At 55.8% G+C, this 22,285-nt stretch carries 21 protein-coding genes; 12 read left to right on the top strand and 9 right to left on the bottom strand.

What is annotated here, in order from left to right; genetic code table 11:
• Positions 1–37: 37 nt before the first annotated feature.
• Positions 38–979, top strand: a complete 942-nt coding sequence (locus ACMHYW_RS06365) for a nucleoside recognition domain-containing protein (RefSeq protein WP_414501384.1) — start codon at positions 38–40, stop codon at positions 977–979.
• Positions 980–1,471: 492 nt separating this feature from the next.
• Here ACMHYW_RS06365 and ACMHYW_RS06360 read toward each other — a convergent pair whose 3' ends face one another.
• The 3 genes from ACMHYW_RS06360 to ACMHYW_RS06350 form a co-directional block, all read right to left on the bottom strand.
• Complete coding sequence (locus ACMHYW_RS06360; protein WP_414501383.1) at positions 1,472–2,197, bottom strand: type 1 glutamine amidotransferase; 726 nt, start codon at positions 2,195–2,197, stop codon at positions 1,472–1,474.
• 51 nt (positions 2,198–2,248) lie between these two features.
• On the bottom strand, positions 2,249–3,559 hold the full coding sequence (ptsJ, locus tag ACMHYW_RS06355) for a transcriptional regulator PtsJ (protein WP_414501382.1): 1,311 nt from the start codon (positions 3,557–3,559) through the stop codon (positions 2,249–2,251).
• 180 nt (positions 3,560–3,739) lie between these two features.
• Complete coding sequence (locus ACMHYW_RS06350; RefSeq protein ID WP_414501381.1) at positions 3,740–5,170, bottom strand: PLP-dependent aminotransferase family protein; 1,431 nt, start codon at positions 5,168–5,170, stop codon at positions 3,740–3,742.
• A 232-nt stretch (positions 5,171–5,402) separates the two neighbouring features.
• Between ACMHYW_RS06350 and ACMHYW_RS06345 the strand changes: the two genes are divergently transcribed.
• On the top strand, positions 5,403–6,272 hold the full coding sequence (locus ACMHYW_RS06345) for a PhzF family phenazine biosynthesis protein (protein ID WP_414501380.1): 870 nt from the start codon (positions 5,403–5,405) through the stop codon (positions 6,270–6,272).
• A gap of 241 nt (positions 6,273–6,513) precedes the next feature.
• On the opposite strand, the gene ACMHYW_RS06340 is transcribed toward ACMHYW_RS06345, so the two are convergent.
• A complete protein-coding gene (locus tag ACMHYW_RS06340) occupies positions 6,514–7,281 on the bottom strand; it encodes an AraC family transcriptional regulator (protein ID WP_414501379.1) in 768 nt (255 codons plus the stop codon).
• 132 nt (positions 7,282–7,413) lie between these two features.
• On the opposite strand from ACMHYW_RS06340, the gene ACMHYW_RS06335 reads away from it, so the two are divergent.
• The 4 genes from ACMHYW_RS06335 to ACMHYW_RS06320 all read left to right on the top strand — a co-directional run bounded on the left by ACMHYW_RS06335 (position 7,414) and on the right by ACMHYW_RS06320 (position 10,865).
• On the top strand, positions 7,414–8,265 hold the full coding sequence (locus tag ACMHYW_RS06335; RefSeq protein ID WP_414501378.1) for an MFS transporter: 852 nt from the start codon (positions 7,414–7,416) through the stop codon (positions 8,263–8,265).
• Positions 8,259–8,507 carry a hypothetical protein gene (locus tag ACMHYW_RS06330; protein ID WP_414501377.1) on the top strand — a complete coding sequence of 83 codons (249 nt, stop codon included), beginning with the start codon at positions 8,259–8,261 and terminating at the stop codon, positions 8,505–8,507. Before ACMHYW_RS06335 ends, ACMHYW_RS06330 begins: the two co-directional genes overlap by 7 nt.
• A gap of 509 nt (positions 8,508–9,016) precedes the next feature.
• Positions 9,017–9,907 carry an arginase family protein gene (locus ACMHYW_RS06325; RefSeq protein WP_414501376.1) on the top strand — a complete coding sequence of 297 codons (891 nt, stop codon included), beginning with the start codon at positions 9,017–9,019 and terminating at the stop codon, positions 9,905–9,907.
• Between the two features lie 382 nt (positions 9,908–10,289).
• On the top strand, positions 10,290–10,865 hold the full coding sequence (locus tag ACMHYW_RS06320) for a TetR/AcrR family transcriptional regulator (RefSeq protein WP_414501375.1): 576 nt from the start codon (positions 10,290–10,292) through the stop codon (positions 10,863–10,865).
• A 217-nt stretch (positions 10,866–11,082) separates the two neighbouring features.
• Here ACMHYW_RS06320 and ACMHYW_RS06315 read toward each other — a convergent pair whose 3' ends face one another.
• The 3 genes from ACMHYW_RS06315 to ACMHYW_RS06305 form a co-directional block, all read right to left on the bottom strand.
• The gene (locus ACMHYW_RS06315) at positions 11,083–12,324 is read right to left on the bottom strand and encodes a glycoside hydrolase family 28 protein (RefSeq protein ID WP_414501374.1); all 1,242 of its coding nucleotides are present in this window, start codon (positions 12,322–12,324) and stop codon (positions 11,083–11,085) included.
• 362 nt (positions 12,325–12,686) lie between these two features.
• Entirely contained in the window at positions 12,687–13,916 is a 1,230-nt protein-coding gene (locus ACMHYW_RS06310) for a glycoside hydrolase family 28 protein (protein WP_414501373.1), read from the bottom strand.
• A 135-nt stretch (positions 13,917–14,051) separates the two neighbouring features.
• Complete coding sequence (locus tag ACMHYW_RS06305) at positions 14,052–15,551, bottom strand: carboxylesterase/lipase family protein (RefSeq protein ID WP_414501372.1); 1,500 nt, start codon at positions 15,549–15,551, stop codon at positions 14,052–14,054.
• 195 nt (positions 15,552–15,746) lie between these two features.
• Between ACMHYW_RS06305 and ACMHYW_RS06300 the strand changes: the two genes are divergently transcribed.
• From ACMHYW_RS06300 to ACMHYW_RS06280, 5 genes are all read left to right on the top strand, one after another.
• Positions 15,747–16,466, top strand: coding sequence for a pirin family protein (locus ACMHYW_RS06300; protein ID WP_414501371.1), 720 nt, complete (start codon positions 15,747–15,749; stop codon positions 16,464–16,466).
• Between the two features lie 185 nt (positions 16,467–16,651).
• Entirely contained in the window at positions 16,652–17,128 is a 477-nt protein-coding gene (locus tag ACMHYW_RS06295; protein ID WP_051524009.1) for a transcriptional repressor, read from the top strand.
• Positions 17,129–17,211: 83 nt separating this feature from the next.
• Complete coding sequence (gene hisI, locus ACMHYW_RS06290) at positions 17,212–17,661, top strand: phosphoribosyl-AMP cyclohydrolase (protein WP_414501370.1); 450 nt, start codon at positions 17,212–17,214, stop codon at positions 17,659–17,661.
• A 183-nt stretch (positions 17,662–17,844) separates the two neighbouring features.
• On the top strand, positions 17,845–18,132 hold the full coding sequence (gene yidD / locus ACMHYW_RS06285; RefSeq protein ID WP_414501369.1) for a membrane protein insertion efficiency factor YidD: 288 nt from the start codon (positions 17,845–17,847) through the stop codon (positions 18,130–18,132).
• Positions 18,133–18,202: 70 nt separating this feature from the next.
• On the top strand, positions 18,203–18,910 hold the full coding sequence (locus ACMHYW_RS06280) for a LuxR C-terminal-related transcriptional regulator (protein ID WP_414501368.1): 708 nt from the start codon (positions 18,203–18,205) through the stop codon (positions 18,908–18,910).
• Positions 18,911–19,583: 673 nt separating this feature from the next.
• On the opposite strand, the gene ACMHYW_RS06275 is transcribed toward ACMHYW_RS06280, so the two are convergent.
• Both ACMHYW_RS06275 and ACMHYW_RS06270 read right to left on the bottom strand, forming a co-directional pair.
• Positions 19,584–20,003: a SufE family protein gene (locus tag ACMHYW_RS06275; RefSeq protein ID WP_414501367.1), complete on the bottom strand. Its 420-nt coding sequence runs from the start codon at positions 20,001–20,003 to the stop codon at positions 19,584–19,586.
• A 74-nt stretch (positions 20,004–20,077) separates the two neighbouring features.
• Positions 20,078–21,247 (bottom strand): tyrosine-type recombinase/integrase, encoded by a 1,170-nt coding sequence (locus ACMHYW_RS06270; RefSeq protein WP_414501366.1) that lies wholly within the window; start codon positions 21,245–21,247, stop codon positions 20,078–20,080.
• 259 nt (positions 21,248–21,506) lie between these two features.
• Here ACMHYW_RS06270 and ACMHYW_RS06265 point away from each other — a divergent pair, with 259 nt between their 5' ends.
• Entirely contained in the window at positions 21,507–22,181 is a 675-nt protein-coding gene (locus tag ACMHYW_RS06265) for a LysE family transporter (RefSeq protein ID WP_414501365.1), read from the top strand.
• The last annotated feature ends 104 nt before the right edge of the window (positions 22,182–22,285 follow it).

The raw sequence follows: 22,285 nt of genomic DNA, 5'->3' as shown, positions 1-22,285 counted from the left end.
CAACACAATAACAAGCGGGAGTAGGTTAACGGTGGATGTGATCAGCATAATGATGTCGGCAGGCAAGGCATCTGTAGACATTGCGCTCTATACCTTGATTCCCATCATGGTCGTCATGCTCGTAGTAATGAGCTATCTGGAAGAAAAAGGCGTCATCGGCTGGATCATCACCAAAATCACGCCGGTACTGGCACCATTCGGCATCACGGGCATGGCCGCTTTTGCGGCGATCCAGATGTCCTTCATCAGTTTCGCGGCTCCCTTGGCGACGCTGACGCTGATGGAAAAGAAAGGCACCTCGGATCGCAGTATGGCGGCCACACTGGCCATGCTGATGGCGATGGGACAAGGCAACGTCTTTCTGGCTTTAGTACCTTTGGGGCTGAACTGGGGAGTGGCGATGATCGCCTCGTTCGTTGGCGGCGTTGTAGCATCGTCGTTCACTTGGTATCTCTGCGGACGTCAGCTGTCGACCCAGCGGATACACGATCAGGATGCTGAAAAGCTATCACTTCCCTATGATGATGTCAGACCCAAAAGCGTGATCACCATCATCAGTGATGCAGGACGCGATGCCATCAGGATGTCGTTTGCCGCTATTCCCATGCTGACAATCTCACTGGTGATCGTAGGCCTTCTGCAGGCCGCAGGATTGGTTAACTTCATTGAATGGGCCATAGCTCCCCTACTTCGCAGTCTATCGCTGCCCGACAGCTATGTTCTGCCCGCTTTCACCAAATGCCTTGCCGGTGGTACCGCCTATTTCAGTGTTATCAGCGAAATGGTGCACAGCGGAAGGATCAGCGTGGCACAGCTGAATGCATCGGCCGGGCTGCTCATTCAAACATTCGATTTGGCAGGCATGGGCATATTCTTGGCAATATCACATCGCTTCGCGCGCTTGATGCGCTACGCGTTGCCCGGCATCGTTGTGGGCATTGCCGCACGTTCGATCATTCACTTCTGCATGTTTGGCTGATGCTCATTGCCATGTGACAAAAACGATAGCCTTAAGCGGAACGCTGCGAGGCAGCTAGCCGGTTTATTCATCGAGATGCCTTTCTGGTGCTTATCGCAAAGTCAGCAGAAAGGCATTTTTTCGTCCTGATCCCCTCTTATCGTCATTCTTTTCAGCCATCCCAAGCCTGATGCTACCTATTGGTAGACTGATAAAATGCCATTATTGCCTTGGACTAGCTGAACGAAACGTAATCATTGAAATAGCCATTAGAAAGAATGCGCTGTCGATCATTTATGCCGTGATGCAGGAGCGTTTCCGCTGCAGTGACTACCGCTGGGAACGAGTCAGGAGAATGATTCTGGCGTGTTAGATTGGCGTGGTGATGTGGCCGCGAGTGTGTCTCGACCGGTGCTTAACAAAAGTGCCCTTTCTGAACATGGTTTTTCTTTTCGACCTGCCAAACCGCCTTGATTAGGCGGTCTGGCAGGTCGAATGAATAAAAGCAGCGGATCAAGCCGCCGGCTTGTCGTAGCGAGCTGCAAGCTTGTCCAAGAAGGTGTACAGCTTCTGGTTCATACCGCTGTAGTCGTGGGCGCGCAGCTGTGCTGGCGTCTCAATGAAGCGGTGAGTCTCTGCAAGGCACAGTTCTTCTTCCGAATGCGCAATCAGTAATTCGACAACATCCGGTGTCAGTTCCATATGGCATTGGAAACCGAAGACACGATCACTGTAGGCCACGATCTGGCGTGGGCAGCCTTCGCTGTAGGCGATCAGCTCGGCTTCCGAGGTCAGACCCGGCATGTCACCATGCCAGTGCCCTACGTCCAATGGGCTGCCAAAATGAGCGAACAGTTCGTGCGCCTGTCCAGCCTCAGTCAATGTGATCGGGAACTTACCGATTTCCTTTTCGGGGCTATGATCGAAGGAGGCGCCCAGTGCTTCTCCTATCAGCTGTGACCCCAAGCAGATGCCAAGAACGATCTTGCCTGCCTGAACGGCCTTGGCAATCAGGGCTTGTTCAGCCCGCGCGTCGAAATGCGCGCATTCAGCTATCGTCGTTGCAGGGCACTGTGGGCCACCCATGACGATCAGAATGTCGATATCGTCTACGGTCGTCGGCAAAGGTTCGTTCAGATAGACGCGCGAATGGCTGACGCAGTGATGACGCTGCTCTGCCCAGAGCGCGTAGGCCCCCGGTGCTTCAAAGGCTTCATGAATGACGAAATGTAGGCGCATGGGGGATCCTCTTTATCTGTACGCATTCTCTGCCGAAGCAGTGTCAAACACTCATGACGAGTGAAAATAAGGTGTTAGCAGTTGAGCTAGCGTCTTGGCAAAGGTCGTGGCGTCGGTTTCCGACATATCCGATACGGTGATGCGCACGCCGTGGGATGCCTGCTTCAAGGCAAAGATTTCGCCTTCGCGTACCAGCCAGCCGTACTTGGCCAGCGCCATCACAACCGGTGTGCTCTCTCTGGGCAGTGGTACCCAGACATTCAGCCCATCATGGCTATCGGACAATGGAATGCCGTCTGCCTTGAGCAGACTCACCAGTGTCTCGCGCCGCATGCGGTACGTTTCACGAGTGGATGCAATAGAGGCATCGAAGTCGTCTGCTTGCAGGCTTGCCAGCACGATATCCTGCAAAATGTGGCTTACCCAACTGCTGCCCGCATTCAATCGCAGCGCCAGTCGCTGGGCGGTATCGGTGTCACTGGCAATGAAGGCCAGTCGCATGTCAGGCCCGAGGAATTTGGACGTCGAACGAATCAACACCCAACGCTGAGTTTCCTGCGGAATGACATGCTGATATCGGTTGTCCGAAAGCAGCGAAAAATGATCGTCAATGATGACCAGTACCTGCGGGTACTGCGCCAACAGCGCACGAATCTGTTCCGCACGTGCAGCACTCAGGCTCCAGCCTGTCGGGTTGTGCGCTCTTGGCGTAATGATGATGGCCTGAACGCCTCGAGCCAGTGCGCTGGACAAAGCGTCGGCGCACATTCCTTCTTCGTCTATGGGCACCGCCACGGGAACCAGACGGTTGTTCTTGAGCGTATTGATGCTGCTCAGAAAGCAAGGGTCTTCCACCGCCACCCGATCACCCTTGATGAGATGGCTGGAAAGAATCCGTTCGACGCCGTCCACGGCGCCATTGCTAAGCGTCAAGTCAAAGCCAGTGTCGATATCCTGCCCTAACCATGCCCTGCCGTATTCTTCTAAGGCGGCCTCTACGGGGGGCTCGCCATACAGGCGAGGTGTCGCGCAGATGCGTCCCAGCACTTTTCGAAGATCAGGCAGCAACGATGTCGAAGGGTTCCCCCCCGCTAGATCGGTCAGCGCCAGCCCTGGTGGCGTTCCTTCCTGTGGCGCATCGTGCGCGATTGAGCGAATGACGGTGCCGTTGCGCCCCTTGGATTCCGCGATGCCTGCCGCAACCAGCCGCTTATAGGCCAGTGCCACGGTGTTCCGATTTACGTCAAGCGTAGTGGCCAACTCTCTTACCGGTGGCAGCGTATCGTTTGCGTGAAGCGCACCCGATTGGATGGCGAGCCGGATCTGCTCGAATATTTCACCAGCGGTTTTACCTGATATCATGATAGTCCTATGACAATATATAATGTTGCCTGTGTCAATGGTATTTGATGCAATGTAAGGGTGTCCATCCTTGGGAAAGAGCCGCGCATGGCCAATAGCACCCTACTTGGCAGAAGCTCACGCCGCGTCAAAATCCCTGTAGCCCTAAACCCAACCCTTGCCAGAGCGAACGGCTTCTATTCATATCCGCTGGGCGGCGGCCAGCGCTCCTAGCCTTCGCACACTGTTCTGATAAGTGTCCGTCATTTCGACGCAGGCGGCCATGCGTAGGCAGTGATTGAACGAGGGATTGCGGGCACAGAGCGCGCCCGGCATGCACAGAATGTCCTCTTTCAGCGCCGCTTCACACAGCGCCAGCGCATCTATGCCCTCGGGAAGCTCCACCCAAAGAATAAACCCAGCTTGTGGCTGACTGACCCGCGTGCCGATCGGAAAGCTATCCGCAATCAGTGCCCTCAGCATGGCAATTTGTCGATCATAGCGCCGCCGAAGCTGGCGCAAGTGGGCATCATAGCCCCCGTTTTCGAGAAAAATGCCCACTGTTTCCGATATCGACAGCGGTTCCGCTACGGTCGTTGCGAACTTGAGCTGCTGGGCCTGATGCGTGAAGCGCCCCGCTTCCAGCCAGCCGATCCGAAAATCGGGTGCAAGCGTCTTACCATAGCTTGCGCACACCATTACCCAACCTTCTCTATCAAACGCCTTAATGTTGGGAACCTGCTGGTCCCCCAACTGCAGCTCGGCATAAAGAGCATCTTCAATGATGGCAAGCTGATAACGGTGCGCTATATCAACCAGCTGGCGACGGGCAGATACCGGCACTGTAAAGCCCAAGGGATTATGGCCGGTCGGGATGGTAATGATGGCCTTGAGCGCTTGCTGCTCAATAATCGACGGCAGCGTATCAAGGCATAGCCCATGCTGAGGATGGGTTGGCAGGCTGACGATGCGGCGCCCAAGACTCTCCAGCAGCGGGTACAGTGAATAGAACGTCGGGGTTTCGATGCCAACGGCATCACCTAGTTGAGTGGCTGCCTGAACGGCTAGGCTCAGCGCTTCCATGGCACCGTGCGTCAACAGGATACGTTCCGCATCAAGTGCCATACCCAGTTGCAGCCCTCGCCGAGCAATCTGGGTGCGCAGCGTGAGCGACCCCGGCGGCAGCGCATAGCGGGAGAGCACATTCGATTCGCGCAGCCACTTTGTCATGATCGTTTTCAGGCGCTGAGTGGGATAGAACTTTTCCCCCACGGGACACGCCAGCGCCAGATCGATGCATGTCCCCTGCTGCCGCTTATTCAACAGTGCAGCCAACAGCCGATCGACCTCTGAGCGAAAATGAACGAAGGCCTGCTGATGATCGGTGATAGCCTCTATCGGAGAACGGTACTGCAAGGCAGGCAAGCTATCGCAGACAAAGTAGCCAGAGCGAGTGCGCGCTGTAATCAACCCTTTGTCTTCCAACAGCTGATAAGCGGATTTCACCGAGTTGAGGCTGACGCCGTGGGTGCGTGCATAGTCCCGAATAGAAGCCAGCCGTGTACCTGCAGGCAGCTGACCACGTTCGATTGAGCGCGCCAGCGTATCGGCAATAGTTTCGTACATATACATGATATGCCTCCTCACCCTTGTTCGCCTTCGGCACTTTTGCTGCCTGTCACTCACGGCGAGCAGATACAGAGGCGTAGCGACGGACAGTGTGGAGACGCAGGAGAAAGGATGCAACTGTACCCATTGAAAATGGGTGATTTTGTATCTGTATCCTAACGCATGAAGCGTATACGCTGCCTGTCATAGCTTATGCGCATGGGCTTCCCATCCACTGATGCTGTTGAGGTGATATATGCATGCCATAGATTTCAAGCAAGTAGATGTCTTTACCACCCGACCTTTCAAGGGTAACCCGGTGGCCGTCATCATGGACGCCAGTGCGCTTTCGAGCGAACAGATGCAAGCCATAGCGCAGTGGACGAACCTGTCCGAAACCACATTCGTTCTGCCCCCAGAGCATCCTGAAGCCGATTACAGGGTACGCATCTTCACTCCTCAAAGTGAACTGCCCTTTGCAGGGCACCCCACCATCGGCACCGCCCATGCGCTGATCGAGGCTCAACGCATTGCACCTCGCGAAGGCAAATTAATACAGGAATGCGCTGCGGGGCTAATACCGTTGCAGGTCACACCGGAAAACGAAGGTCTTCGCATCGCTTTTGAGCTCCCCCCACTAACGATTACGCCCTTGAACGATGAACACATCGAGCAGCTGGAACGCTTGTTGCAGTGCCCGATCGACCGTACCTATCGGCCAGCGCTGGTCGATGTTGGGCCGCGCTGGATCGTGGCTCAGGCACGCAATGCTCATACCTTACTGGAGAGCAAGCCCGCGTTTGCCGAGCTGGGGGAGCTTCATAGGGATCTCGATGAAACCGGCGTAACGCTGTTCGGGTTCTACGCTGATGCATCCCGAATAGAAGTGCGCTCGTTCGCTCCCGCCTGCGGCGTGAATGAAGATCCGGTATGCGGCAGCGGTAACGGTGCCGTGGCAGCGTTCATTCGTCATCACGCTATCAGCATCCCCGAGGATGGGCTGCTGACATCAACACAGGGACGATGTCTGGGGCGTGACGGACACCTCTCTCTTTCCATTACCGAAGATGCCATCTCTGTAGGCGGTCATGCCCTCACCTGCATCAAAGGCACGATTAACGTCTAGAGGCACGCCCGTGATTACCGTCACGGATGCTTCAAGATTCAAACAAAAAAACAAAGAGCCGCAGTGCCTTTCTATGCCTCTTCGAGAAGGCACTGCTGGTACATCATTTGCCGCTGACTCAGCGTAGAGAAATACCTACGGGAAGCCTTACTCACTCAAAGCGTCTGTCCGATGGCTGCCGGAAAGGCATATACAAGACGTGAGAGAAGAGCACGGGGAAAAAGCCCAGGTACCCGTGCCGTCAGCGATCCTTCAGTAGATAACGGGTAGGTGTGGTACCTGTCTGCTGGCGGAAGAATGTAATGAAAGCGCTGTCGCTCGCGAATTCCAGCTGCGGCGCGATATGGCTGATTCGCTGCCCGTCAGCTAGCATTTCCATTGACCTCAGCAGGCGCCACTGCTGCCGCCAGCTCTGGTAGTTCATTCCTGTCTCACTGATGAATATCCGACTGATCGTACGTTCACAGGCACCTACCTGCTTAGCCAAGAGATTCAAACGGGGAGGCAGCTCGCCGTTCCGCACCCTCTCCAACCATGCGCTCAAACGCGCGTCGGCAGGAAACCGTAGCTGCCAATCTTCACTGCGCGCAGCCTGCATCTCCTCGCAGAATACGGTGAGGAGACTGGCCTGTTGGTCAGCCGACATTTCCCACGGCCAGAAAGCCATCCGTTCGATGATCTCGAAAAGCAGCGGATTCACTTCGACAATCTGCAACGGCAATGCAGATAAAGGCGCAATGTCCAGAAAATACAGCGAACGATAGGCCATGACGCCGCGCATCATGGCGCGATGAGGCGTACCAGCGGGGATCCAGGCCGCCCGACGCGGTGGAAGCAAACACAGCGTGCTGTCCAGTTCGATCGTGATGCTGCCGGCCGCTGAAAAAAGCAGCTGGTGACGAAGATGACGGTGTTGCCCAGAATTATGGGCCCCCATGTCGGCAGCGATACCGATGACCGGCACGTCGAAGCCGTCGGGGTTGAATGCGGCATCAGCGGCAATTTTCAAGGCAACTAGTCCGATAATAACGATTGAAAGTCCTGATGATTGTAATCAGACATATCCCTTTCAACAATAATGGCCGCTTTCATTCGCTTGAGACGCTGCTATGAATGTTCCCACCGCCCACCATTGTGGCTCATGACACTACTGATCATGTTTCCGCAGTTGGTAGAAACCCTTTATAGCCCTGCGCTGCCCGATATTGCGCTCACATTCAGCGTAAGTACTGAACAGGCCGCACAGACGCTGTCGGTCTACTTCGTGGCCTTCGCTGCAGGAGTCGCGCTGTGGGGATACCTGAGCGACCGCATTGGGCGTCGCCCTGCTGCTTTCTATGGTTTGATCTGCTATGGCACTGGTGCCCTGCTGGCCGTGGCAACAGCCGACTTCCAGATCCTGATGCTAGCCCGCATGATCTCCGCACTAGGGGCAGCGTCAGGCTCGGTCGTGGTCCAGACGATGCTGCGAGACGGCTACGCATCGACGGCACTGGCGCGCGTGTTCTCAATCATGGGCGCAGCGCTGTCCATAAGCCCTGTTTTGGGCCTGTTGAGCGGGGGCTGGCTGGTCAGCCACTGGGGGCATAAGGGCGTATTCATACTGTTGCTGCTATTAGCGATCTTGCTGCTGACACTGACCGCTCTTCTTCTACCTGAAACACGCCCCGCGTCGATTACCCGACCACGCCTAGGCCCCTTGACTGCACGTATGCTTAGAGATGGCCATCTATGGCGTGATGCCCTGCTGATTGCTCTGTTCAACGCGATGCTGTTCAGCTATTACAGCCTGGCACCGTTTCTGTTCGAACAGCTGGGGTGGAGTGCCAACGCATTTGGCTGGACCGGGCTACTGTTGGCACTGGCCTCGCTGGTAGGCAGTCTGCTGAACAAAAAGCGATTGGCTTCTGGTATCACACCGACACAATCAGTACGCGATGCCTGCCATTTGGCCCTACTGCTTGGGCATTGCAGACGTCCGTTTGGGTGCTGATACCTGTTGCCGGCGTCGTTGTGGCATACGGCATCGCGATACCCAATGTGCTAAGCCAAGCCCTGTACCACTACCGCGAACAGGCTGGCGCCGCCGGCGCGCTGTTCGGGCTGACCTACTATTCCTTGCTTGGAGCGATGCTGGGCCTTGCAGGACTGGTACAGCAGCTTGGACTGGTATTTATAGTATGCGCACTGGCCTCATGGCTGTGCTGTTTTTCGTTGAAGCGCCACCTGCAGTGATATAAGCCCGAGGTGAGGAAAGCTCCATCCATCATCAGCATCAGCAGCAGAGTGACAACCGAGACGGTAATAGAGCATCGAATGAACGACGGCGCCAGTGAGTGATGATCACGCGGGTGCTTGATGATGGCATGGTCATGCCGTTGATAGATGAATACCTTCGCCAGATTGAGAAGTGCGACACTGCAAACGGTATCAGTCAATGATCATGGCAGTACGTCGCCCTGATGCCACTGCCTCATTACGCAGGCTAGTGCTTTAGCTTCAGTATTACATTAGGAGACGGGGCTTAGATCCGCGCGTAATGGCATCACGCACTGGATATTCAGAGAGATCGGCATATGTGATGCAGCTACCTAAATCCATAGGCTTCTTTCTCGCCCATGGGGGCTCGCTATTGACATAGCGTCAAGGCTTCATAAAATGAATGAGTGTTCATTCATTTTATCATTTCATATCTACCTTGATGCATAGCATCGGTGGGTGCCCTTTACGTAAGGATATTTCCCATGGCAACGGCCGAAAAAACACTGCGCTTGCTGTTTCCCCAGTGGCAAGGTGGCAACAATCCTCCCTACTTTTTGGGCGCTCAGCTACTGGCGTGGCTGGCTCCGCCAACCACGGGGCCTGTAGAGGAAGTGCCCGTACCTGCGCCTTCCGATGAAACACTGTCTGAAGAACGCGGTATGGTGGCACGCCATCAGCTGGTCGAACAGCAATCCGAGGCCCGCGCACTGATTGAACGCCATCAGCCAGACGCCATAGCCGTATTGGGCGGCGACTGTCTGGTATCGCTGGCGCCGTTTGCTTGGCTGAGCGAACGCTACGGTGATTCACTGGGTGTGCTATGGATCGACTCTCACCCCGATGTGCAGACCCCGGCCCAATACCCGCACGCGCATGCACATGTACTGGGAGCACTGATGGGGCATGGTGATGAGGACCTTACCTCCGCCGTGGCACATCGCATTGATCCCAGCAAGGTGATGATTGCCGGCATTCATCACCCTCTTCCCTACGAAGCACAGTTCATTGAAGAGCACGGGCTGGCCACATGCGCACCAGAGGTACTTCGCCAAGACACGGCCCCGATCACTCAGTGGATCAAAGACAACGGTATCAAGCAGCTGGCCATCCATATCGACTTAGATGTGCTTGATCCCGCTACCTTCCGGTCAGTGCTGTTCGCGAAGCCGGGTCGCACGCGCGATGAATTCGGCAATGTGGCCGAAGGCAAGCTGACGATGGCAGACATCCTTAATGTGGTCGAAGCCGCAGCGAGCCAGGCCGAGACGGTCGGACTGACGATCGCGGAACATCTACCGTGGGATGCCGTCCACCTGCAGGGCATGCTGCAACGCCTGCCGTTGCTGTCCGCACAGGATCGCGAAAAAGCATAGCAACAAAGCACTTATCCCATGTCAGCGCTTGAGGCAACGTACCACTGACGGCCAGGAATAGCGTGCAAAAGCTTAAATGCGCCGGCCCCAAATGACCTACCGATCAGCACGGCGAGGCTTACATGAGCTTGCCGTGCTTCTCATTAGATCATTATAAATTAGAAAAAAGTGGTGGTTGCCCATACACAGTAGTTCTCCCCGGATGACCTTGTTGATTCAAGACAGGTTCGTTCACAGCAAGGCGGTGACGCTCGGTTCCAGAATGGGATCGGTGTAAGGCAGTAAACTTCTACAGCATATTGGAAGTACCGCGATAATGGCCCGCCCGTAGGACGATACGCTACAATCGCTGCCATTCCGTGCATTGGCTGAGCATCCATGAATGAGTAAGCATACCGACACGTATCATAAATTGATTACCGCTGCCGCGGCCTGTTTTGCCGAAAAGGGATTCCGTGCCACCAGCGTACGGGATATCGCCACTCGAGCAGGCATCAGCCAAGGGGCGATGTATACCTACTTCAAGGGCAAGGATGAGCTGATCGAAGCGATCGTTCTTGAAGAGCAGAAATCCGCGTTAGCAGCGCAGCAAGCGGCGCATGAAGGCACATGCCTTACGCGGCTGTGCGAGTTGACGAGCCACTGTATCAGCGAAGTCGGCTATCCGGTCACCCATCATTTATGGCTGGAAATAATGGCAGAATCTGCCCGCAACCCTGAACTGGGACAGGCATTCATTAACAGCGATAGCGCCATGCGTCAGGGCATTGCAACCCTGATCGAGGAAGGCATGGTGGCCGGAGAGTTTCGTCAGGACATCGACGCCAATGAAATGACCCTGTTTATCTTTTCACTGATCGACGGATTGATCGCCCGTAAGGCCATCAACGCAGAGTTTTCTCCTCATCAGCATATCGAGACCTTCAAGACATTGCTGTCACGCATGCTGTGCGCCTAGGGGTAACCCACCGTGGAGAGCCAATGCTTCTTTTAAGGGTATGCGGCATAGAGTATTGAAAAGATAGAAGAGAAAACGGATGACAAGGTATGACCAGCGGCCATTGCCTTTTCATCACGTCATGTTGATCAGGCGGCTCAGAGATTCGGGGATCTTCTGGCTGTCTTCCGCGCCTTTATTATTGTTGTTTTTGCGGAGTCTTACCTGATGGAAATAATTACTTGGTAATGATGGCGTTAATCAGCGTCCAGGTGGTTCCTTCCGCGAGATTGACATCAGTCATTGTTGGCGTCAGCGTGCTGGAAGCGTTGGTGCCGTTGAGAATGACAGCACCTTTCGTCGTCGAGCAGATGTCGTTGTAGTAGACATCGTGCCAGTTGGCTTGAGTGCTGCCCGATTTGTTCTCGTATACCGTATCCATCACGATCTGGTTCTTCACATCGTTCATCGTCACGTGATCGTAATAGACACGCGCGACTTCGCCCGAGGCAGACTTGTCACTTTTGATACGCAGCCCGTTGGTGGTGCCGTTCATGGTCAGTGTATTGACGTGAATATCATAGACACCGTCCTTGGTTTCACTGCCGATCGACATGCCGTGACCCGCACCGAACGTGTTGTTCAGGAAGGACATATTGCGTGAAGCGCCCGTGTCAGGGTTGGCCTTAACCGCAACGTTGTCGTCACCGGTACTGATATTGCTGTTGGCTACGGTCACGTTCTGCGAGGAGATCGGGTCGATACCGTCGGTATTGCGCGCGGTAGACGGTGTGTCAATGGTGACGCCCCAAGCTGTCAGGCCGTTCCCTTTTTTGAATACAACGTGGAAGTTCGGCGAGTTCTTCATCGTGATCTTGTACAGCGTGATGTTCTGGCTGTTGTCGATCTGAACCAGACGCGGTGCATTCTGTTTGTTCTTTTGCGTCTTAGCGTCTGCGGCCAGCTGCCACCACGTGGTGCCTTTGTCGCTCAGCTCGACACCACCCTGCCCGTCGATAGTGCCTTCACCGTAGATACCGCTATTAGAGGCATTCTTGAGGGTGATGAGCGCGTTGCAGCCTTTGCCATCGCTGTTAAGCGTACCGCAGGTGTTGCTGCCCTTGTCGAAGGCGGCAGCATTGTTGACGGCCTGTAGAACGGCACCTTTATCGATGATCAGGCTTCGATCAGAAGGAATCGTGATCGGCCCGCTTAGAAATGTGCTATTGCTGTCGCTTGCGACCAGCTTCACGGCCTGACCGGTAGGACAAGCGTTAAGAGCATCTTGAATCGTTGAAGTGGCGTCAGTACCGGCAGCCGTCAGCGTCGTGCACGCATCAGGCGTCGTCGGTTCGGAGACGTCGCGTGTGTCTGCGGCATGGGCCGCGCTGATATCCATCAGTCCCGCAATAGCGAAACCGCTCAGTGCTGCAAAAGGCAGCCATTTTTTGAAAGAGTAGCAAGCAGGATTATTAAACATCTAGGTTTCCTTTTATTGTTTGTCGTCATACAGATAGTGCTCTTTAAGAGCGACACCTATACAAACACAGGCACAAAAAATAAAGAAATACTTAAGAATGTGCTGCCCGCCCCCACAAAGCCATACGAGTCGTATCGGTATGTTGATTGCATGCAAAAAAGCCTTCAATGTGTATCGCCGTAAGCGTGCTAGCGATGAGCATGGATCATAAAAAAGGCCTTCCCCATTAAGGAGAAGACCTTTAATCCAGCAAGAGATGGCGCGAATACACGATACTCGGTCGCTCAAGGCGATCAGGCATTCATACTGTCACTGCCAATGGTGGCAGACGACGTTTGCATCCATACTGCGCCCTTCAAGCATTACTTGATGATGCTGGCGTTTTTGAGCGTCCAGGTAGTACCTGCCGCCAGGTTGACCGATTTCATGGTCGGTTTGAGGGTACTGGAAGCGTTGGTACCGTTGAGGATAACAGCCCCTTTAGTGGTCGAACGGACATCGTTGTAGTAGACATCGTGCCAGTTGGCCTTGGTGCTACCCGCTTTGTTTTCGTAAACGGTATCCATCACGATCTGGTTCTTGACATTGGCCATCGTCACGTGATCGTAGTAGACGCGCGCCACTTCACCCGATGCGGATTTATCGCTCTTGATACGCAGTCCGTTGGTAGTGCCGTTCATGGTCAGCGTGTTGACGTGAATGTCGTAGACGCCATCCTTAGTTTCGCTACCGATCGACATGCCATGACCTGCACCGAACGTGTTGTTCAGGAAGGACATGTTGCGCGAAGCACCTGCGCCCGGGTTGGCCTTGATCGCGACGTTGTCGTCACCGGTGCTGATGTTGCTGCGCGCCACGGTCACGTTCTGCGAGGAGATCGGGTCAATACCGTCGGTGTTGCGTGCGGTAGCGGGCGTGTTGATGGTGACACCCCATGCGGTCAGACCGTTACCCTGTTTGAACACGACGTGGAAGTTCGGTGAGTTCTTCAGCGTGATCTTGTGCAGCGTGATGTTCTGGCTACTGTCGATCTGGATCAAACGCGGTGCGTTCTGTTTCTTTTTCTGCACTTTGGCATCGGCGGCCAGCTGCCACCACGTAGTGCCTTTGTCACTCAGTTTGACGCCACCTTGACCGTCGATGATGCCTTCCCCGTAGATACCACTGTTTTTTGCACCTTTCATGGTAATCAGCGGGTTACAACCTTTACCGTCACCATTGAGGGTACCGCACGTTTTGCTGCCGTTGTCGAAAGACGACGCACGGTTAACGGCGCGCAATACAGCCCCTTTATTGACGATCAGGCTGCGACCGGTAGGAATAGTGATCGGGCCACTCAGGAAGGTACCGGATGCCAGGCGTACCGCCTTGCCTGCCGGGCAGGCATTCAGTGCTTTCTGGATAGCGGCTGTAGCATCGGTTGAGGTACCTGCCAGAGAACTACAGACCGCCGGGGCAACGGGTTCAGCCACTTTGCGGGTATCTGCGGCGTGAGCGGCTGTGACGTCGATCAAGCCCGCGATGGCAAGACTGCCCAGCGCAGTGGTTCGCAGTACTTTTGCAAATGAGTGGGAAGCGTGTTGCTCAGTCATGAATTTATCCTTGTTATCAGTATTTTAATGGATGTGTTGGCTCTTTGAGAGCGGTGTCTATGCAAACACGTATCCACCTGATAACAAAATCTTTTTGATTGTCTTTCATATAGTTACAATATGGAGCACCCTGCGTTAATACGCATCGCCCGCACAGGCTTCGACCAGATCAAGGCGCGCCGTCCATGGATCAGGGCTTTTCATCGCGGTATGTGACACCCCTCTTTCATCGATATGCAGGATGTTGTTTTCACGCGGCTCGAAACATCCCCAGTGTGGCCGTCCATCGCCATTAGGCTGTCCGTGTCGCGCAAAGGCGGTCCAATAACCGTGCATGAGGGTGGCAACCTCTTGATCCCGATCCGTCATCGGCGCATGCAGCGTGCCCAATGTATCGAAGACGAATTCGATTTCACCACCGTGTGGTGCTCCCGATAACCCATCCGAAAGCGCCTGAGGTACATAGGCAAAGCGATACAGCCATGCAGGGGTCTGGTAGCGTCGGGCCATGCGAGCAACGAAACGTGCAGGCTCTGCCATCAGCGTGTCTGCCGCCAGCTGCTGGGCAACATGCGCTGGTGGTAGATGGCAAAAAAGCGCATGAGCACGCTCATAAAGCGCCCGATCATGCTGAAACGGTGCCAGCGCGTCTTCAAGCGTGCGAACCGGTGGCGCAAAGCCAAGGTCGGCACTGGTCGTCCCCATCAGCAGGGGGATGCGATGAAAAGCCCCTCGCTGGAACAGCGTCTGCGGCTCGTCCTCAATCAACACGCCGTCAATCATCGGCGCACAGTAACCGGGGCGCTCATGCAGGTTCCCCATGTGCAACCCTTCGACGACGCGCTCAACGGGCACGGTACGCAAGGCATCCAGCGATGCCGCCGACTTATCGATCGAGACACCAAGCTTTTGAGCCAGCGCCTGGGTACGCGCCACGGCAGAGGCCCAGTCATTGCCCGGCACCAGATTGTGCCGCCCTCCGCCGGACTGAATGATCGCTTTATGAAACAGCCCCTTAGACGCACGCGAAGTCAGTAGTGAGATGATCGACATCGCCCCCGCTGATTCGCCAAAGAGCGTGATATTGGTCTCATCTCCGCCGAAAAAACCGATATTACTACCAATCCAGCGCAGCGCTTCGATCTGATCCATCAGGCCATAATTGCCTCGCAGCGGGTCATCTTCCAGCGCAGGATGCGCAAAAAAGCCCAGTCTTCCCACGCGATAGTCAATGCTGACCAGTATGATGCCCGAGCGTGCGAAGGCGCTGCCGTCATAGCGCGCAGGCGATGAGGTACCACTAATGAAACCGCCACCGTGTAGCCATACCATCACGGGCAGCCGATGCTGGCCGGTACAGCCGTCGGGGCGCCAGATGTTCAGCCGCAGGCAGTCTTCATCCATTGGTGCACGGGGGGCGTTTCGGGAGACCACATAAGGGTGTTGAGGGCAGCCGGGCCCGAACTCAAGTGCGTCCAGAGTCTCGGCCCACGGCCTTACCGGGCGTGGCGGTTGCCAACGATATGCCCCGGTGGGAGGCTCCGCATAGCGAATGCCCTTGAATACTTCGATACCTTCTGACGTGCGGCCACCACGAATGCGTCCCAATGCCGTATCCACTTCTGGTGCTGCCATCTGAAATCCCCTGCTGAATCCGCCCAATGTACGTACCAGATGCTGGCAACAATTCCTTGCCTTTAATAGACACAGCCCACGGCGTGCCGTTCACCGCACATGTGGCAATCCCGTCTATAGTGAAGCCTGAAGCTCAGGAGAGCACGGCAGACGGCGCCCTGTCCCGTCTGCCTCACACACGGAGAGTGACTAGGTATGTTGAAGGTTCGCAAGGCAGAAGAGCGTGGCGTGAGCCGACACGATGGGCTGATCTCGTGGCACACATTTTCATTCGGAGAGTATGTTGATCCGCGCCACCCCGGCTATTCGGATCTTTTGGTTATCAATGACGATCGTGTGGTCGGCGGGCACGGTTTTGGCGCTCATCCGCATCGCGATATGGAAATCCTGACCTATGTACTGGAAGGTGCACTGGCGCACCGCGACGGTATGGGCAGCCACTCGATTCTCTATCCGGGTGAGATACAGCTGATGAGTGCTGGCACAGGCGTCACACACAGCGAGATGAACGCCTCTGCTGATGACGAAGTGCATTTTCTGCAGATATGGATCGTTCCGCGCGAGCACGACCTCGCACCTCGCTATCAGCAGCGCGTTATCGCCCCAAGCGAGAAGAATGGCCGTCTTGCACTGATCCTATCGGAAGATGGGCGCGATGACTCATTGATGATCGCGCAGGATGTCAGCATCTATATCGGCATGTTCGGACCGGGGCAGAAAGCAAGCCTGCCGCTGGCCGAAGGGCGCTGCATCTGGTTGCACGTTGCCACGGGGCAGATCAGCGTCAATGGGCAGCCTGTACATGCAGGAGACGGCGTCTGCATCGAGCACGAATCCCATCTGGTACTCAAGGATGGGCAGGATGCCAAGGTCATCGTGTTCGATCTACGCCAACAGCCTTTCACGGCCAGATAGGCTAAGCCCGTCTTGAGTCCACAGCGTTTGTAGTGATCCTATGCCCCGGCCAGCCACACGTGCCGAAGCCGTCACACCTGCGCGTTGGGGCAATCATGATATGCATCAAGGCAGCCAACGGGGTACACTCCTTTCTCATTGAGAACATCTCATCGAGAACGCGTTATTAGAGTCAAGGACATGCCATGCAGCACTGTGATCATTCTGCGTCTACAGCCGAGCTGATTGCCAACGCAGAGCAGCGATGCCTTCAGCGTGGAACCCGCTTCACCCCCATACGCCGTCGGGTCTTCGAGCTGATCAGCAAGGCACCGGGGGCACTGAAGGCCTATGATCTGCTGGATCAGCTGTCGGATGAACATGCTGCGGCCCGCCCGCCTACGGTTTACCGTGCGCTGGACTTCCTGATCGAACAGGGTCTGGTTCACCGTATCGAATCGCTGAACGCTTTCATTGCCTGCTCGTGCCCCGATCACCGCTCACAGTTCCAACTGATGATCTGTGAACAGTGTGGGCATGTTGAAGAGCTGCACGACACACGGCTGGTCGATATGCTGGAACAGGTGGCTCAAGAGCAGCAGTTTCGCCTGCACCGCCAGACCATTGAGCTGTACGGTCTGTGCCGCCGCTGCCAGTCAGGCAGTCCGCTGAACGTTTACTGAGATGCCCGCTTAGGCCTGCTCGACGAGATCGAAGGGCCGTAGTGCGGTATTCTAGTGGCTTTCATTGATCCGGGAGCATCACCGTGAGCACAGTCGGCTTACTCAAGACCCTCGAACAGTCCCCTGCAGGTTATACCGTAGCGCTGGACAGCGTGCTGGACGCCATTCCTTGGAATGCGGACGGTCTGATTGCCGCTATTGCCCAGCAGTACGATAGTCACGAGGTGCTGATGATGGCGTGGATGAACATCGACACGCTGCGCGAAACGCTTGCCACCGGGCACGTGTGCTACTGGTCACGTTCGCGCCAGAAAGCATGGCGCAAGGGTGAATCTTCCGGGCAAATCCAAACCCTCAAGCAGGCTATGCTCGACTGCGACGGCGATACCCTGCTGCTGCTGGTCGATCAAACGGGACCTGCCTGCCACAGCGGGCGTCGTACCTGCTTTCTTACAACGCTTGAAAACGATCAGGCGGTCGTCAACAGCAATCCACTGATTTCGCCCGAAGCGCTGTACGGTAAAGGCCACTGAATTCAGCGTTTCCATTCAGCTGGCCACATCACTTCGCTCGCTTTTCTGGCATTCGCTCTGCGGTCGCCACGTATGCAGTGGTCACAGGGCTGATACAGGGGTTGATACGTTCGCGCATAGCAATATACCAACGCCTGTGCGAACTGAACGGTTTCGACCACGTGACTCGATAGGCCTTGTTATATGTGCCCACACGACTCTGCTTCGACTTCTGGCCCTTCACGCCGCGGGCAGCGCATTGTCATCGCACTGCTGATCGCACCGATAAAAGGCTATCAGTGGGTGATCAGCCCTTTGCTGGGACAGCGCTGCCGATTCTGGCCTTCCTGCTCACAGTACGCCATCGACGCACTGCGCCTGCATGGCCCGCTTAAAGGCGGCTGGCTGACAATCAAGCGTCTAGCGCGCTGCCATCCTTTCTGCAAGGGCGGTATTGACCCTGTCCCTGAACGTGACGAACATAAACGATAACGCAACGTCAACGGCGGTAACCAAACCAAGCATTACAGTTGCGCTGCATGCACCTTAGGGGGGTGATGTTATGAACGGCTGGCAAGAAGATTTGCTGACGACGCTGGAAAAACCGCATACCTTCGACGATATTCTGCGCGTCGGGGAGCGTTCTATTCAGGCGCTGGGGTTCAAGAACTGTACGTGGATCACTCAGTTGCCGGTACCGCTGACGCGCCGCGAGGTGTTCGCCGTCGCCAACAATGACGACGAAGTTGCTCGACGGGTACGGTCAGGCTGGTACAACAAAGCACCGGTCTTCCGTATCTGCGCGGAAACCAGCCGTCCAGTGATGTGGACCGGACGCGCGGAAGGTCGGCTGTTCGACATGAACCCCGGGATGTGGGAAGAACACTTTTCACTGGGAAGGCGAGCGGGATGGGCCCAGTCGGTTCACGATCGCATCGGCATCTACAGCCTGTTCATCACTTCAAGCGATGGTCAGCTGGAAGAACCGGATATTGAGGTTCATCAACGCCAGCTGCAGTGGCTGACCCATGCCATGCACTTTGCCATGTTCACCTCGCGCGATGAGCACGATCAAATCCTGAGCAATCGCGAGCGGGAAATCCTGCGCTGGACGGGAGATGGCAAGACCGTGGCAGAAATCGGCATCATCTTGGGTCTGTCAGACAGCACGGTCAATTTCCACTTGCGCAATGCCATGACGAAACTGGGCGCACCGAACAAGACATCGGCCGTCGTAAAAGCCATCTTCCTCAAAGAGCTGTTTGCCTAACTACACAGCATGCTCTTGCCTTCCCTTCACGGTGCCAGCGTTTATGCCCTTAATGTAGCCTGCGCCTCTGGCACCGTGAAACCTCATTCCTATCCTGCCTCACACCGACCGATCGCTGCTATCGTCCTTCGCGCCACTACGACATTCATGTCATGAATACTTCGGCCAGCGATTCATAAGCCCTAATTCTGTTAGCCCGTAGCCCACGCGAGCCTAGTCGCCATTCTGTACTCGTGCTGTCCCCAGCAGCTTCTGGCATGACAAGCTCGTGAACGATAAGGTCATTTCCAGCATCGCCCCCGATGGCTTTTTTCACCCAGATATTGGGATATCCAGAATGCTCTATCTTCCGAGAGAACAACAGCGACCGCAGGCGCGCCAACGGCATGCGCCCGATCGGGCCGTGGGCGGCTGATCGGGTGCTAAAGAGGGTATATGACGAATATGGCAGGTCAGAAGGTCATCAACACAACAGCTGCGACAGGCGCTTGCCGCAGCCAGATAGGCCTATAGCAACGCTTACGCTACCTTGCCTATCTTGGTCTCTCGCCCTTCCGCGGTATACCTTCGACATCACACATTGGGCAGTGACCTTTATCCCCTTGCATATGGCGTGACACGCTAGCCGGTCTGCACGGCAGATAGACTCACTTCCCTGCTGAAAGTGCGGATATCAGGCCAGTTTTGCGGCGGTCAGATAGATATGGGCCAGCATGGCATGCAGGCCGTTATTGCGCGTGGGTGAAAGGTGCTGGCTCAGGCCCAGCTGATCCAGGCAGTCCTTGGGCATGGCCAAGATATCGTGGGGGGGGCGGTCATTGTAGATGCGCATGACGACGGCAATCAGACCAGAAACGATAGCGGCATCTGACATGGCGCTGAAATGCAGGTGATCACCGTGCTGTTCGTCATAGATCCAGACGTTGGACTGGCAACCGTCGATGCGATACTCCGCTGTTTTCCATTCGCCCGGCATGGCGGGCAACTGTTTGCCAAGGTCGATGATGTACTGGTAGCGGTCCATCCAGTTGTCGAAGAAACCAAACTCTTCGATCAGTTCATCAAGCGCCTGCTGGGGAGTATCCGTTGCCATGTTCATCCTCGGTTGATCAGGAAAGTAACCGCTGGCCGCAGCCAGTCGGTGATGTGAAGCGCCTTATCATAACGCTACTGGTGATCAGTGTCGTCCTGAACCAACCCTTGTCCGTGATGAGAAAGCTGTTCATGCCACTCTTCCGCTTCGGTATGCAGATAGCGCGCAGTGGTGTCCAACCGCGAGTGACGTGCGGTCTGCGCCAGATAGCGCATTTCGACCCCAGACTGGGCCTGGTGAGTAAGCGCCGTGTGGCGCAGCCAGTGAGGCGTTGCCATGCGCAGCTGCTGGACATAGCGAGGATCACCCTCTTCCGCTTCTAGCGCAGCAGCGGCCTGCTGGAAGGTCTGCCTGAGCAGGCGATACAGCTGATTATCGGTGATGCCATCGCGTCCGTTCAGCGCCCTCAGCACGGGGGTATCTTCATGCAAAGCGGGCATATCCGGCAGTCCTAGCGTGCGACGCCACTGGGTAAGCAGTGCTCGCATCGCAGGGGGTACGGGGACCTGCGCGGCCTTCTGTCCTTTCCCTACCACACGCCACCACCAACGCCCTTCACGCTCAATGAAGTCGTTCATGCGTGCTTGTGCCATTTCGCTGACGCGTGGCGCCAGCAGGTAGCCGAAACCAACCGCAAAGCGACGCCGTGCCTGTGCGTAATCCGCCGAAGGGATCTGCCCCGCCGAGGGACGTTGAAGCCACTGCCACAGCCAGTTCCACAGCGGGCGTTCCAGATAGCGCTCGACAGTTGCGGTACGGTTATCGAGTCGCTGGCGTTTGTTGCGCATCAGCCTGAAAGGGTTATGCGATACCCAGCCGGCTTCCAGCAGCCAACTCAACAAGCCCTGCAGGATCACCAGCGTCTGCCGACGGCTGGCTGGCGACAAAGGGCCCCGGAACGGCCGCCAAGCGGGATCACTGCGTCGCGAGACGCTGCCGACCCAGCGTTCACGCGGGGTGGGATCGGCAAGAAACCGTTCAAACGTATCCAGATGCTCACGGGTCATTTGATCCAGCGTCAGCGACTGATCGCGCAGCCAGAGTAGCAGGCGCTCGGCTTCCTTGCGGTAATGCCGGAAGGTGCGCGGGCTCTCACGGTACTCCATCAGCCACTGACTGACAGCTTCCGCGTCGTTGCGCGCGGGGATATGCACAGTCGACGGGCTGGATACGGCCGATGTCGATCGCGGATCTGGCAGTTCGAACGTCAACGGTGTCAATGCAGTGGTGGAAGCGAGGGTCATAAGACGTCTACACCCTAAGGAAAGTGAATGTCGTGGGCAGCGCAACGCGCCGGTGGGCATCATCGCCGTACAAGCCGCTCGACCCGCAGGTTACCGAAAAGGCACCCCACACTCAGAAAGCCTTTTCACATAGCGAGCTGCACGTTACATTACTCCGCCCTGCAGACGGGGCCTAAGCATACCGCGTTCGCAGCCATCCAGACTATCCATACTCCCGTGCGTGACGTCCTCTCTTCTACCGACAAAAGGTAACGCTGTTATGTCGCTCTCTGCCTATATATCGCTGTTCATCGTGCATTTCATGGCAGTGGCTATCCCAGGGCCGTCGTTCTTCTTCATTACCCAAACCGCTTTTAAATACGGCAAGCGCAATGCGCTGATGGCGACACTAGGAGCCTCGCTGGGGGTGATGGTATGGATCACGCTGGCGCTGGCGGGATTGATCGTGCTGATCCGCCATATTCCCTTGCTGCACACGCTGCTTACGCTGGCCGGTAGTCTGTATCTGTTGTGGATGGCGCAAGCGATGATCCGTAGCGCATGGGCCAGTATTCATGGTGCTCACCGTGATGACATGCGCGTAGCGGACGAACCGGACATGCTAAAGGAAGACCGTGCACTGAAGCGCCCTCCGGCACTGTGGCGTTCACTGGGCAAAGCGGTACTGGTTGAGCTGTCCAATCCCAAATCGATGATCTACTTCAGTAGTGTACTGTCGTCATTCCTGAGCCCGAACCTCGCACTGCATGACATGCTGGGCGTGGGCATTATGATGGCGTTGATCATGCCACTGTGGTTCGTGCCGGTCAGTCTGCTGTTTTCGACCGCCAGAGCGCGTGCGCTGTACTACCGCAAGGCCTGCTGGGTCGATATGGGCGCGGGTATCATCTTCACCCTGCTGAGTCTGCATATTCTGCATTCACTCTGGTCGTGATGAATATCCAGCGCGTGTAGCGGCAACGTGAAAGGTGTTGAAGAGCGTGAAGGGCTTTGAAGGCCGCATGGTGTAATGAATACCCAGGCGGCCAAATAATGAGG

Source organism: Zymobacter sp. IVIA_12111.31 C1 (genome assembly GCF_047495495.1).
Taxonomy (GTDB): Bacteria; Pseudomonadota; Gammaproteobacteria; order Pseudomonadales; family Halomonadaceae; genus Zymobacter.
The sequence above is the reverse complement of the archived record's forward strand: the minus strand, read 5'-3'. Positions and strand labels throughout refer to the sequence as shown.

Coding starts and splice junctions, on each gene's coding strand:
- ACMHYW_RS06350 (WP_414501381.1), bottom strand. CDS start 5,170: ATGTATATGTACGAAACTATTGCCGATACGCTGGCGCGCTCAATCGAA.
- ACMHYW_RS06310 (WP_414501373.1), bottom strand. CDS start 13,916: ATGACTGAGCAACACGCTTCCCACTCATTTGCAAAAGTACTGCGAACC.
- ACMHYW_RS06325 (WP_414501376.1), top strand. CDS start 9,017: ATGGCAACGGCCGAAAAAACACTGCGCTTGCTGTTTCCCCAGTGGCAA.
- ACMHYW_RS06360 (WP_414501383.1), bottom strand. CDS start 2,197: ATGCGCCTACATTTCGTCATTCATGAAGCCTTTGAAGCACCGGGGGCC.
- ACMHYW_RS06275 (WP_414501367.1), bottom strand. CDS start 20,003: ATGGCAACGGATACTCCCCAGCAGGCGCTTGATGAACTGATCGAAGAG.
- yidD (WP_414501369.1), top strand. CDS start 17,845: ATGTGCCCACACGACTCTGCTTCGACTTCTGGCCCTTCACGCCGCGGG.
- ACMHYW_RS06270 (WP_414501366.1), bottom strand. CDS start 21,247: ATGACCCTCGCTTCCACCACTGCATTGACACCGTTGACGTTCGAACTG.
- ACMHYW_RS06335 (WP_414501378.1), top strand. CDS start 7,414: ATGACACTACTGATCATGTTTCCGCAGTTGGTAGAAACCCTTTATAGC.
- ACMHYW_RS06265 (WP_414501365.1), top strand. CDS start 21,507: ATGTCGCTCTCTGCCTATATATCGCTGTTCATCGTGCATTTCATGGCA.
- ACMHYW_RS06295 (WP_051524009.1), top strand. CDS start 16,652: ATGCAGCACTGTGATCATTCTGCGTCTACAGCCGAGCTGATTGCCAAC.
- ACMHYW_RS06345 (WP_414501380.1), top strand. CDS start 5,403: ATGCATGCCATAGATTTCAAGCAAGTAGATGTCTTTACCACCCGACCT.
- ACMHYW_RS06315 (WP_414501374.1), bottom strand. CDS start 12,324: ATGTTTAATAATCCTGCTTGCTACTCTTTCAAAAAATGGCTGCCTTTT.
- ptsJ (WP_414501382.1), bottom strand. CDS start 3,559: ATGATATCAGGTAAAACCGCTGGTGAAATATTCGAGCAGATCCGGCTC.
- ACMHYW_RS06280 (WP_414501368.1), top strand. CDS start 18,203: ATGAACGGCTGGCAAGAAGATTTGCTGACGACGCTGGAAAAACCGCAT.
- ACMHYW_RS06300 (WP_414501371.1), top strand. CDS start 15,747: ATGTTGAAGGTTCGCAAGGCAGAAGAGCGTGGCGTGAGCCGACACGAT.
- ACMHYW_RS06320 (WP_414501375.1), top strand. CDS start 10,290: ATGAGTAAGCATACCGACACGTATCATAAATTGATTACCGCTGCCGCG.
- ACMHYW_RS06305 (WP_414501372.1), bottom strand. CDS start 15,551: ATGGCAGCACCAGAAGTGGATACGGCATTGGGACGCATTCGTGGTGGC.